The sequence below is a fragment of the Caballeronia sp. A2-2 genome, from assembly GCF_057612605.2.
This window is the reverse complement of record NZ_CM172587.1, coordinates 937,234-949,649: the sequence shown is the minus strand read 5'-3', so window position 1 is coordinate 949,649 and position 12,416 is coordinate 937,234. Positions and strand designations below refer to the sequence as shown.

The following is a 12,416-nucleotide window of genomic DNA, read 5'->3' as shown; positions in this document are numbered from 1 at the left end:
GCGCCATTAGACCGAACGGCCTAGGCGCGGTGCGAATCCTGGCCGTACAGGCCGCGATTCATCGAAAACCGTCCTTTTCGCCTATGCCGAACGGACGACTCACGCGGCGCGAAACCCGGCGCTACAATCGCCGCATGAACTCACTCACCGAACTCGTCCGCCCGATCGCCGTCGATGTCTATCGCCAACGCCGCGAACGCGTGCTCGCGTCGCTGCGAGCGCAGGGCGGCGGCATCGCTATTCTTTCGACCGCGCCGGAAGTCATGCGCAATCGCGATGCGGATTATCCGTATCGTCATGACAGCTACTTCTACTATCTGACCGGCTTCACCGAACCCGAAGCGACACTCGTGCTGAACGCCAGCGCGAGGGAAAGCGAACCCGCGTCGATTCTTTTCTGCCGCGAAAAAAACGCCGAACGGGAAACGTGGGAAGGCTTTCGCTACGGCCCGGAAGGCGCGCGCGATGCATTCGGCCTCGACCTCGCCTATCCCGTCGATTCGGTCGACGAAGAACTGCCGCGCCTGATCGCCGATCAACCTGCGCTGTACTACGCGTTAGGCACGTCGGAAGCACTCGATGCGCAAGTTCGCCGCTGGCTCGCGGCCGTGCGCGGACAAAGCCGAACCGGCGTGCGCGCGCCTGCGGATGCGCGACACTTACTGCCCATACTCGATGAAATGCGCCTCGTGAAAGACGAACACGAACGCGCGATCATGCGCCGCGCCGCGTCGATTTCCGCCGAGGCGCATCGCCGCGCCATGCAGACGTGTCGTCCCGGCATGCGCGAATACGAGATCGAAGCCGAGTTGCTCTACACGTTCCGTCGACACGGCGCGCAGGCCCCGGCATATGGTTCGATCGTCGCGGCAGGCGCGAACGCGTGCGTGCTGCACTATCCGGCGGGCAACGCAATCGCGCGCGACGGCGACCTGATCCTGATCGACGCCGCCTGCGAACTGGACGGCTACGCGTCCGACATCACGCGCACGTTTCCCGCGAGCGGCCGCTTCACGCCCGCACAGCGCGAGCTTTACGACATCGTGCTCGCCTCGCAATATGCCGCCGTCGATGCCACGCGCGCAGGCGTGAGCTTCGACGCACCGCATCAGGCAGCAGTCAAAGTGCTGGCGCAAGGTCTGCTCGATACTGGCATCCTCGACAAAACGAAGTTCGGCAGCGTGGATGACGTGATCGCGCAGCGCGCCTTCACGCGCTTCTACATGCATCGCACGGGACACTGGCTCGGGATGGACGTACACGATGCCGGCGAATATCGCGACGCCGAAGGCAAGCCCGACGAACAAGGCGCGCGACCGTGGCGAACGCTCGTCGCGGGCAATGTGCTGACCATCGAGCCGGGTCTTTATGTGCGTGCCGCCGAGGACGTTCCCGAGAAGTATTGGAACATCGGCATCCGCATCGAGGATGACGCCATCGTTACGCCCGAAGGCTGCGAACTCATCACGCGCGAAGTGCCCGTCGATGCCGACGAAATCGAAGCGCTGATGCGCGACTCCCACGCGGCGAATCCATCATGAGCGACGTGCAAATCATCACGCAAGACGGCGACGAAGCGCCTTTCGATTACGACATCGCCATCGTTGGCGCGGGGCCGGTCGGGCTCGCGCTCGCGGGCTGGCTCGCACAGCGCAGTGCGACTTCGCGCCTGTCCATCGTCCTGATCGATGCCCGCACGCCCGAAGCCGCCGCGAACGATCCGCGCGCCATCGCGCTGTCGCACGGCAGCCGCGCGATGCTTCAGGAACTCGGCTTTCCCGGCGATGCCACGGCCATTCGACGCATCCACGTATCGCAGCGCGGGCATTTCGGCCGCACGCTGATCGAGCACGACGAACACGAGTTGCCGGAACTCGGCTATGTCGTGCGTTACGGCTCGCTCGTCGGCGCGCTCGCGAATGCGGTGCGCGCGGCCAAGGTTGATTGGCTCACCGATACATCGGCGCGTTCGCCGCTTCAGGATCATGATGGCGTCACGCTCGCGCTGCAAGACGCGAACGGCGAACGCACCATCCGCGTGCGCGTGCTCGTGAATGCCGAAGGCGGGCTTTATCAGGCAAGCGAAAAAGGCGAACCGGCCGAACGCCGTTCGCGCGATTACGGGCAAACGGCGATCGTCGGCACGGTAAGCGTGTCCGATCCGCAAGCCCATGTCGCGTGGGAGCGTTTCACCAGTGAAGGCCCAATCGCGTTGCTGCCGTGCGGTGGTCAGCGTCACGCGGATTACTCGCTCGTCTGGTGCTCGTCGCCGGAAGAAGCCGCGCGCCGCATGGAACTGGGCGACGACGCGTTTCTCATTGAACTCGGCGCGGCATTCGGCACGCGCATGGGTCGCTTCACGCGCATCGCGGGACGCGCGGCGTTTCCGCTCGGGCTCACGGCCTTGCACACGTTGATCGACCGGCGAACGGTTGCCATCGGCAACGCGGCGCAAACGCTGCATCCGGTGGCGGGTCAAGGCCTGAACCTAGGCCTGCGCGATGCCCGCGCGCTCTGCGACGCGCTCTCCACCGATGGCGCGACGCCCATCGCCCTCGCGCGTTTCGCGCAACGGCGCGCGCTTGACCGGCGTCTGACCATCGGCGCGACGGACACGCTCGCACGCATCTTCACCGTCGATTTCCCACCGCTCGCCGCCATGCGCGGGCTTGCGCTCACGGCGCTCGAATTCCTGCCGCCCGTCAAGACCGCCCTCGCGCGTCAAATGATGTTCGGCCAGCGACGATGACCCTGCTCACCCGGCAATCGTCTGCATAAAGTCGGCAACTTATCCTCGATGAAGCCAGGCGCTTTCTTAGAAGATTTAATGACTTGCACTCGATTGCCCTTAATTTCAGCACCCGCTTCGCGTTAAAATACGCGTTTCCCTTCAGCAACGTTGCATCCGCCTGACAGCGCTTCGGCGTCGGTTCGTCAAACGCGGAAGCCCTTAGCCTTCATGCCCATCATCGGTTCACACGTTCTGCGCAACAACCTGTTCGTCGCCCCGATGGCAGGCGTCACCGACCGGCCGTTCCGTCAGCTCTGCAAGCGCATGGGCGCGGGCTACGCGGTGTCGGAGATGGTCGCGTCGAACGCGCAGTTGTGGAAGAGCGAGAAGACCATGCGCCGAGCGAATCACGCGGGCGAGGTCGAGCCGATTTCCGTGCAGATCGCGGGCGCCGATCCGCAAATGCTGGCCGAGGCTGCGCGTCACAACGTGGCGAACGGTGCGCAGATCATCGATATCAACATGGGCTGTCCGGCCAAGAAGGTGTGCAATGTCGCGGCGGGGTCGGCGCTGTTGCAGAACGAGCCGCTGGTCGCGCGTATCGTCGAGGCGGTGGTGCAGGCGGTGGGCATCGGTCCGGATGCGGTGCCCGTCACGCTCAAGATTCGCACGGGCTGGAATCGCGAGAACAAGAACGCGTTGAACATCGCGCGGATCGCGCAGGAAGCGGGCATCGCCATGCTCACCGTGCACGGCCGCACGCGCGCGGATCTTTATAAAGGCGATGCGGAGTACGAGACCATCGCCGCGGTGAAGGCGTCCGTGTCGATTCCGGTGGTGGCGAACGGCGACATCACGACGCCCGAGAAAGCGCGCCACGTGCTCACGATCACGGGCGCGGATGCCATCATGATCGGCCGCGCGGCGCAGGGTCGTCCGTGGCTGTTTCGCGAGATCGAGCACTTCCTGAACACGGGCGAGCGCATGCAGGCCCCGCGCATCGACGAGATTCAACAGGTGATGAACGAGCATCTCGAAGATCATTACGCCTTTTACGGGGAATTCACGGGCGTGAGGACGGCGCGCAAGCACATCGGCTGGTACACTCGCGGCCTTTCCGGCGCCAACACCTTTCGGCACCGGATGAATACGCTTGACACGACCAAAGAACAATTGCTCGCTGTGAACGAATTCTTCGACGCGCAAAAGGCGTTGTCGGACCGTCTGGTCTATGTGGACGAGTCCGCCGACATCGATGACGCGTCCGAGGAAGAATCGTGCGGCGGGAACAACAACACGACAGACCACATGATTGCCGCATGAGCAGACACAACATCGAACAATGCGTCCGCCAGAGCCTCGACAACTACTTTCAGGACCTGGACGGCTCGAATCCGCACGACGTCTACGACATGGTGATCTCATGCGTGGAAAAACCGCTCCTCGAAGTCGTGCTCGAGCAAGCCGGCGGCAATCAGTCGCTGGCGGCGGAATATCTCGGCATCAACCGCAACACCTTGCGTAAAAAGCTGCAGCAGCACGGATTGATTTGAGTCATCGGACCGGCGCGCGTTGCCCGCGTGGTTGCCTGGTCCGGCCTGTTTTCCTTTAACGGTTTCAGTGTTCACCATGATCAAGCAAGCGCTCCTTTCCGTTTCCGACAAGTCCGGCATCGTCGATTTCGCGAAATCCCTTTCGGATCTCGGCGTGAAGCTCCTCTCGACCGGTGGCACGGCCAAGTTGCTGGCCGACGCCGGGCTGCCCGTCACCGAAGTGGCCGACTACACCGGCTTTCCGGAAATGCTGGACGGGCGCGTGAAGACGCTGCATCCGAAGGTTCACGGCGGCATTCTCGCGCGCCGCGACTTGCCCGAGCACATGGCCGCGCTTGAAAAGCACGGCATTCCGACCATCGATCTGCTGGTCGTGAATCTGTATCCGTTCGTGCAGACGGTGGCGAAGGAAGAATGCTCGCTGGAAGATGCGATCGAGAATATCGATATCGGCGGGCCGACCATGCTGCGTTCGGCGGCGAAGAATCATCGTGACGTGACCGTGGTGGTCGATCCGGCGGATTACAGCACCGTGCTCGACGAAATGCGCGCGAACGACAACACCATCGGCTACAAGACGAATTTTCGTCTCGCGACCAAGGTGTTCGCGCATACCGCTCAATACGACGGCGCGATCACCAACTATCTGACGAGCCTCACCGACGAGTTGCAGCATGCGAGCCGCAACACGTATCCGGCCACGTTCAATGTCGCGTTCGAAAAGGTGCAGGACTTGCGTTACGGCGAGAATCCGCATCAGAGCGCGGCGTTCTATCGCGATCTGTCGGTGCCGGCGGGCGCGCTCGCGAACTATGAGCAGTTGCAGGGCAAGGAACTCTCGTACAACAACATCGCGGATTCGGACGCGGCGTGGGAATGCGTGAAGACGTTCGATGCACCCGCGTGCGTCATCATCAAGCATGCGAATCCGTGCGGCGTGGCGCTCGGCGCGAACGCACTCGAAGCGTATTCGAAGGCGTTCCAGACGGACCCGACTTCGGCGTTCGGCGGCATCATCGCGTTCAATCGTGAAGTGGACGAAGCGGCGGCGCAAGCCGTGGCGAAGCAGTTCGTGGAAGTGCTGATCGCTCCGTCGTTCAGCGAGGCTGCGCGCGCGGTGTTCGCGGCGAAGCAGAACGTGCGTCTGCTGCAAATTTCTCTCGGCGATGGCCACAACGCGTTCGACCTGAAGCGCGTGGGCGGCGGCTTGCTCGTTCAGTCGCTCGATGCCAAGAACGTGCAGCCCAATGAACTGCGCGTGGTGACCAAGCGCCAGCCGACGCCGAAAGAGATGGACGACCTCATGTTCGCGTGGCGCGTGGCGAAGTTCGTGAAGTCAAACGCCATCGTGTTCTGCGGTAACGGCATGACGCTCGGCGTCGGCGCGGGCCAGATGAGCCGGGTGGATTCGGCGCGTATCGCGGGCATCAAGGCGCAGAACGCGGGGCTGACGTTGGACGGTTCGGCGGTGGCATCGGATGCGTTCTTCCCGTTCCGCGACGGTTTGGACGTGGTGGTGAACGCGGGCGCGACCTGCGTGATCCATCCGGGCGGTTCCATGCGCGACGACGAAGTGATCGCCGCCGCCGACGAACACGGCATCGCGATGGTGCTGACCGGCACGCGGCATTTCCGTCACTGACAAGCTGCTGCTTTCCTTTAAGATTGGCCTGTTTGCGCCGCACCGCGCAGACAGGCCTTTCTACTTTGGACGACCCGCATCGCGAACGCATGAGAATACTAGGCATCGACCCCGGACTGCGCGTGACGGGCTTCGGCATCATCGACAAGCACGGGCAGACGCTCAATTACGTCACGAGCGGCGTCATCAAGACGGCCGACGCGGATCTGCCTTCGCGGCTCAACACCATTTTCAGCGGCATTTCCACGCTCATCGCGCAGCACAATCCGGATCAGGCGGCCATCGAGAAGGTGTTCGTCAACGTGAATCCGCAATCGACGCTGCTGCTCGGCCAGGCGCGCGGCGCGGCCATTTGCGGCATGGTGGCGAGCGGCGTGCCGGTCGCGGAATACACGGCACTGCAACTGAAGCAAGCGGTCGTCGGTTACGGGCGCGCAACCAAGGAACAGATGCAGCAGATGGTCGTGCGCCTGCTGAGTCTCTCCGGCGTGCCCAGCACGGACGCCGCCGATGCGCTCGGCATGGCGATCTGTCATGCGCACGGCGGCACCGGGCTCGCGGCGCTGGGCGGCATTGCGCCATCCTTGGCGAAGAAGGGCCTGCGCGTGAGACGCGGCAGACTCATCGGCTAAATCTATTTTCAAAGACATTCACTCATGATCGGTCGCATCGCCGGCGTTCTGCTGGAAAAAAATCCGCCGCATTTGCTCGTCGATTGCAACGGCGTCGGTTACGAAATCGATGTGCCGATGAGCACGTTCTACAACCTCCCGAATGCGGGCGACAAGGTCGTGCTGCTCACGCAGATGATCGTGCGTGAAGATGCGCATCTGCTGTACGGTTTTCTTACCGCGCAGGAACGCGCGACGTTTCGTGAGCTGCTCAAGATCAGCGGCATCGGCGCGCGCATGGCGCTGGCCGTGCTGTCGGGCATGAGCGTGCATGAACTCGCGCAGACCGTGACCACGCAGGATGCCGCGCGGCTCACGCGCGTGCCGGGCATCGGCAAGAAAACGGCGGAGCGGCTGCTGCTCGAACTCAAGGGCAAGATCGGCGCGGATCTCGGCGCGATGGCGAGCGCGGCGTCGCAGTCGGATCACGCGTCGGACATCATGAATGCGCTGCTCGCGCTCGGGTATTCGGAGAAGGAAGCGCTGGCGGCGATCAAGAACGTGCCGGCGGGAACGGGCGTGTCGGAGGGGATCAAGCTGGCGTTGAAGGCGTTGTCGAAGGGCTGATAAGCGCGCCCTCTGCGCTTGAATCATCGCTGTACAATCGAAAACATGATCGAAACCGACAAACTCGCTGCCGAACGCGTCATCTCGGCCAAGCCCGTCTCGCCGAACGAGGAAGCGTTCGAGCGCGCGCTGCGTCCGCGCCAACTCGATGAATACATCGGTCAGGAAAAGGCGCGCGGGCAACTCGAAATTTTCATCGAGGCGGCCAAGCGCCGGTCGGAAGCGCTCGATCATGTCCTGCTGTTCGGGCCGCCGGGGCTCGGCAAGACCACGCTTGCGCACATCATCGCGCGGGAAATGGGCGTGAATTTGCGGCAGACGTCCGGGCCGGTGCTGGAGCGCGCGGGCGATCTCGCCGCGCTGCTCACGAATCTCGAAGCGAACGACGTGCTGTTCATCGACGAAATTCATCGGCTCTCGCCGGTCGTCGAGGAGATTCTTTATCCGGCGCTCGAGGATTATCAGATCGACATCATGATCGGCGAAGGACCGGCCGCGCGCAGCGTGAAGCTGGATCTTCAGCCGTTCACGCTCGTCGGCGCGACCACGCGCGCGGGCATGCTGACGAATCCGTTGCGCGATCGCTTCGGGATCGTGTCGCGGCTGGAGTTTTATAACGCGAGCGAACTGGCGCGTATCGTGACGCGTTCGGCGTCGCTGCTGAAGGCAGAGATCGTGCCGGAAGGCGCGCTCGAGATCGCCAAGCGCGCGCGTGGCACGCCGCGTATCGCCAACCGGCTGCTGCGGCGCGTGCGCGACTACGCCGAGGTGCGCGCGAACGGCATGATTACCGCCGATGTCGCCGATGCCGCGCTCAAGATGCTCGATGTCGATCCTGTGGGCTTCGATCTGATGGACCGCAAGCTGCTCGAAGCCATTCTGCACAAGTTCGACGGCGGGCCGGTCGGTGTGGACAACCTCGCGGCCGCGATCGGCGAGGAGCGCGATACGATCGAAGACGTGCTGGAGCCTTATCTGATTCAGCAGGGCTTTTTGCAGCGCACGCCGCGCGGGCGCGTGGCGACGCTGCTGACGTATCGGCACTTCGGGTTGGCCGCGCCGGATGCGGGGCCGATTCGGGATCTGTGGGACGCGAACGGTTGATCGGCGGCGCGGGTCACGGGTTATGAACCAGCCGCACCGTCTTCGCTCGGCGCATCCCATTGCGTGAGCAGTTCGGATGGAACCGCCTTCACGATTTCCACATAACGTTTCCCCACGCAATATTCCGCGCGCTTGAGCAGAACGGGAATCGGGCTGCTCGGCTCGTGCGTTTCGAACCAGGCGCGAGCGGCGCGAATCGATGCCAGCGCTGCCTGTCGGCCGTTTATAGCGGTGCTGCGTGCGGCGACCGGGGCTACTGACACGGGCGGCGTATCGACTTCTTCTTCAGTCACCTCAACCGGGCTCTCGGTGCTCTCGGCCGCAATGTCAGTCGCAGTCTCCTCGATCGCCTCCGCGACCTCCAAAGTCTCGACCTCCGACAAATCGACCTCGGGCGAGCGCAACGGACTCAATAATTTGGTCAGCAAAGCGATGTCCGGCTCATAGCCCTTCAGATGCGTGTCACACCAACTCTCGATGGCCGCGAGATTCGCCAGCGTTTCATCGAAAGCCTGCATGGTCGCCGGTTGCTGAACGCGCAAGTCCCGCAACTGCTGCATGACCGAATCCGGCGCGAGGGCGTCGGCCGGACGCGGATAACCGAGCGCCCGTTCCACATCACGTATTTGCAAACGCGCCGCCGTCGATTTCGCGAGCACGATTTCGCGTGCATCGGCGAGCAGACCTTCCGGATCGACAAGTCCTTGCAGCGCATTCATGCGCATTTCCAGCGCTTCGTCGTGTTCGTACGTTTCACCTTCGCACGGATGAATCTGGCCGGGAAACGACTGCAGCCACGCAGCCAGAAGCGTCGTCCCTTCCGCCAGGCCTTTGGCTCCGCCCAGACGCGTACGGCAACGGGCGTACAGCAACGCGACGCGCAGATCCTTCGTGCGGTTCATCAGCCGGCGACAGTCGCGTTCGATCTCGCCCCAGTTGAGCGGTTCGGCCGTGCCCACGAACGACCCATACTGCACGTCCTGTTTCGGCACGGTGCTCGCAAACAACACCACGAAGTCGTGATCGTATTCGAGGTCGGGGCCACAGGGCGAGGTATCGCTGACAGGCGTCATCCAGTCGGACGCGCTGCTTGCTTTCTCGGCCTTCTGGCCGGCCTTTGTTGCATTGACGGTGTTTCGGGTCATGCTGTGTCTCGTCGTTCCGAAGGTTGGCGTGTGAATTGATGCGCGTAGCGCTCAGGTTCGAAGATCTTGCCGGTGATCGGCCTGTCCGGATTCGGGCGGCCGAGCCATCCCGACCAGCCGATCTGCTGCTTGCCGCCCATCTGCGCGGGCGGCGCGCTGTCGGGTTTGATGCGCAGTTCCAGTTCCCATTCGAGTTCGCGGCCGACAAACGCGCGCACCCATTCGACCAGATGCGGCAAGTCCGGTCCTTTCGGCGTGAAGCGCAGGTACGACTCCAGATCGATCGGCCCGATCACGATACGAAAGCGATGCTGACGGTCCGGCGCGACTCGACCGAGCATCGCGCCCTGCCCCATCCGCGCGCCCTTGCCCGCGCGTCCGATGCGCCCCTGATCGTTGCGCTCGATATCGATCCAGTGAAAGACGTACTCCTGAATCTCGACCGGCACGCCGAAGTAATGGGCCAGCGTGGCCCGCAGACCGTCCGGATTGCGCGCTTCACGCACCAAATGCGGCGATGCCGCGAGCCGCGCGTGCGAAGGCAACGCGCGATTGCGCATCTCATCGTGATCCTGTCCGCTCAGGCACGCGATGTAGAAGGAAAACTGCTCGTCGTCGCGCCGATCCAGCCCCGCCGCGGATTGCGCCGACGCCCATGCGTGATAGAAAAGCGCGAAGGCCCGATGATGGAAGATGTCGAAGAATTCGGTGGTCGTGGTGTCGCCACGGCTCTGTTCGCGGTCGCGCGCGATCTCGGTGACATGGATCGGCAACGGGCCGTTCGGACCGAGCATGCCGAGACTCAGCAACTTGATCTTCAGATGACCATCGGACGCACTGACGCTGGCGACCTCGCGCGGCGCGAAGGCCAGACTTGGCTGCTGGCCAAGCCGAAACGGCTCGGCACGCGGACGCTGCGCCGTGCCGATGGCATCGACGCCGGGATGCGCGGCGATCCTGCGCATCAACGAAAGAAAGCCGAAGCGCCACGGCTCGGTCTGCAGTTTTGCGAGCATCTCGGGCGACAGGATGTTGTCGCGGATGAGGTCGGACAGGGAGGTGTGCGTCATCAGACTACTCCGCGCGTGCCGGTGCGCACCGGCCACGTCATGACTTTGCCGCGTTGCATGGAATGCAGTTCGGTTTGCGTGAAGCTGTTGATCGACACATGACGCGCCAGCCAGTGTTCCAGTATCAACCCGAAGAGATAGGGGCTGACGCCGGAAAATCCCGTCTCGTCGACGGTGAGCGCGCACTCGATCCCGCGTCCGAATGTCATCGGCCCTTTGCCGGCCAGCTTGCGCGTCACGGGACGCGTCTTCACGCCCACGAGCCCTTCGATCTGGCGCTGATGCTCGGTGTCGTCATCCATCACGTACAGGCGCAGCAAGTCTCGCAAAGCCTGACCGCCCGGCCGATGGTCCTGATCTTCGAGCGCCAGATAATTGAAATTCAGTTGCCGGATCAGACGCCACGCCATCTCGCGATCGGCATAGGGCGGACGCGGCGCGCTGGGCGGACGAATCAGTCCGATGCTCGCGACCGGCCCCGATGCCTTGTCGGCGGTGAGATCCGTCACGCCGTTGCGCGGCACCAGCGTCGCGAGATCGCGGTTGGTGACGAGCGCATCGACCGAGATATAACGGATTCCTTCGGGATACGGCGCTTCCTTCTGATCGACCAGCGACAGAAACAGCTCCGTGCCAATGTACGGCGTGCGCGTGCCGTAGCGGCGCGAGGAGTCCGAATGAAGCCGGCGTTCGCGTCGCGTCGAAAAATAACGGCCGTGATTGCCTTCGTCGTTGTTCAGGGTTTGATAGAGCGGCCTGAACGGCAACTCCGCGGAATCCACTTCGACCTGACCGTAGACGGTCTGCACCGAAAACACTTCGTAGTCGAGCGGCAGCAATCGTGCGGGCACCACGTGACATTCGGTTTCGCCCGGATTCAGCGTCACGCGGTCGGTGCGTTTGCTGAAGAGATTGATGATCGGCGCGCAGAAAAGCGCGAAACGCGCGGCATCGACGAGATTGCTCAGATGACCCGGCGCACGATCGAGCAGAACGACGATCTCCGCTTCCTTTCCCTCGATGCGCGAAAGCCCGGCCGCCAATCCATTGAGCGCGAAGAACAGGAAACGAGCGGGACAGGCGAAGTACTCGTGCAGCAGATTGTGACCATGAAATTTGGTCCAGCTCAGCGGGAGCAGATTCTGGTCGGTGCGCAGGCCGTCGTGCTCGACCGCGTTTTCGGTGACGAAGGACGGGCGAAGCGTCGTCGATCCAAACATGCCCGGCGCGGCGATCACGGAGGCGAGACTTGCCGCGTGCACGAGCTCATACAGATGCGATGCGACTTGTTCATCGCCCGCGAGATAGACCGGCAGCCGGTCGAGACCCTGGATATCCGAAAAGCCGAAGTCGCCCGTGGTCGCAAGCTTCAGGCGCAGCGCGCCGCGCACTTGCCGGTCCGGCGGCACGTAGCGATCGAGCGATGGAATATCCGGCGGCACGCCCGTCAGGCGCGCTTCGGTAATCTGAACGGGCCACATCTTGACGTCGTGGCCCGTCGTGAAGGTGCATTCGGTCTTCTCTCCCTCGGGAACGAACGCCGTGATCCGCGTTCCGCGCGGGACATCGTAGCCTTTGACGAGATTGCCGGCCTGACCGCCCGGAAAGATGCGAGCGACGGCAATCGACGGCGTCGGCGCCACGTAGTTCGGGTAGATGACTTCGAGCAGTCGCCCGGTGAAGCGGGGGAACTCGGCATCGAGTTTCAGCTGCGTGCGCGCAGCCATGAAACAGAACGACTCGATCAGCCGTTCGACATACGGGTCGGCGACTTCGCCTGCCTGCATCCCGAGCCGGCGCGCGATCTTCGGATGCGCCTGCGCGAACTCGGCACCGAGTTCGCGCATGTAGATGAGTTCCTGGTTGTAGTAGTCGAGCAGTCGGGGGTCCATTGGGAGTGCCGTGTTTTCGTTGTCGTTGTCGTTGTTGTCTT

The 12,416-nt window shown here is 63.1% G+C and carries 11 protein-coding genes; 8 read left to right on the top strand and 3 right to left on the bottom strand.

All coding sequences use genetic code 11. The features are described 5' to 3' along the window. Positions 1-134 precede the first annotated feature (134 nt). The 8 genes from ACZCWR_RS04550 to ruvB all read left to right on the top strand — a co-directional run bounded on the left by ACZCWR_RS04550 (position 135) and on the right by ruvB (position 8,268). Positions 135-1,541: an aminopeptidase P N-terminal domain-containing protein gene (locus ACZCWR_RS04550; protein WP_487302533.1), complete on the top strand. Its 1,407-nt coding sequence runs from the start codon at positions 135-137 to the stop codon at positions 1,539-1,541. A gap of 14 nt (positions 1,542-1,555) precedes the next feature. Next, positions 1,556-2,749, top strand: coding sequence for a UbiH/UbiF/VisC/COQ6 family ubiquinone biosynthesis hydroxylase (locus ACZCWR_RS04545; protein WP_487303243.1), 1,194 nt, complete (start codon positions 1,556-1,558; stop codon positions 2,747-2,749). A 210-nt stretch (positions 2,750-2,959) separates the two neighbouring features. Continuing rightward, on the top strand, positions 2,960-4,054 hold the full coding sequence (gene dusB, locus ACZCWR_RS04540) for a tRNA dihydrouridine synthase DusB (RefSeq protein ID WP_487302532.1): 1,095 nt from the start codon (positions 2,960-2,962) through the stop codon (positions 4,052-4,054). After that, positions 4,051-4,284 (top strand): Fis family transcriptional regulator, encoded by a 234-nt coding sequence (locus tag ACZCWR_RS04535; RefSeq protein WP_040052966.1) that lies wholly within the window; start codon positions 4,051-4,053, stop codon positions 4,282-4,284. Before dusB ends, ACZCWR_RS04535 begins: the two co-directional genes overlap by 4 nt. 76 nt (positions 4,285-4,360) lie before the next feature. Beyond that, positions 4,361-5,926 carry a bifunctional phosphoribosylaminoimidazolecarboxamide formyltransferase/IMP cyclohydrolase gene (gene purH / locus ACZCWR_RS04530; protein WP_487302531.1) on the top strand — a complete coding sequence of 522 codons (1,566 nt, stop codon included), beginning with the start codon at positions 4,361-4,363 and terminating at the stop codon, positions 5,924-5,926. Positions 5,927-6,015: 89 nt separating this feature from the next. Beyond that, positions 6,016-6,558 (top strand): crossover junction endodeoxyribonuclease RuvC, encoded by a 543-nt coding sequence (ruvC, locus tag ACZCWR_RS04525; protein WP_487302530.1) that lies wholly within the window; start codon positions 6,016-6,018, stop codon positions 6,556-6,558. A gap of 24 nt (positions 6,559-6,582) precedes the next feature. Continuing rightward, a complete protein-coding gene (gene ruvA / locus ACZCWR_RS04520) occupies positions 6,583-7,164 on the top strand; it encodes a Holliday junction branch migration protein RuvA (RefSeq protein ID WP_487302529.1) in 582 nt (193 codons plus the stop codon). Positions 7,165-7,209: 45 nt separating this feature from the next. Further along, positions 7,210-8,268, top strand: a complete 1,059-nt coding sequence (gene ruvB, locus ACZCWR_RS04515; protein ID WP_487302528.1) for a Holliday junction branch migration DNA helicase RuvB — start codon at positions 7,210-7,212, stop codon at positions 8,266-8,268. 20 nt (positions 8,269-8,288) lie between these two features. Here the strand turns inward: ruvB and ACZCWR_RS04510 are convergent, their stop codons facing one another. From ACZCWR_RS04510 to tssF, 3 genes are read right to left on the bottom strand one after another with little or no spacing between them, the layout of a single operon-like run. Next, on the bottom strand, positions 8,289-9,413 hold the full coding sequence (locus tag ACZCWR_RS04510) for a type VI secretion system protein TssA (RefSeq protein WP_487302527.1): 1,125 nt from the start codon (positions 9,411-9,413) through the stop codon (positions 8,289-8,291). Then, positions 9,410-10,483 carry a type VI secretion system baseplate subunit TssG gene (tssG, locus tag ACZCWR_RS04505; protein ID WP_487302526.1) on the bottom strand — a complete coding sequence of 358 codons (1,074 nt, stop codon included), beginning with the start codon at positions 10,481-10,483 and terminating at the stop codon, positions 9,410-9,412. The genes ACZCWR_RS04510 and tssG overlap by 4 nt, the downstream gene beginning before the upstream one ends. Beyond that, on the bottom strand, positions 10,483-12,375 hold the full coding sequence (gene tssF, locus ACZCWR_RS04500) for a type VI secretion system baseplate subunit TssF (protein WP_487302525.1): 1,893 nt from the start codon (positions 12,373-12,375) through the stop codon (positions 10,483-10,485). The genes tssG and tssF overlap by 1 nt, the downstream gene beginning before the upstream one ends. Positions 12,376-12,416: the final 41 nt, after the last annotated feature.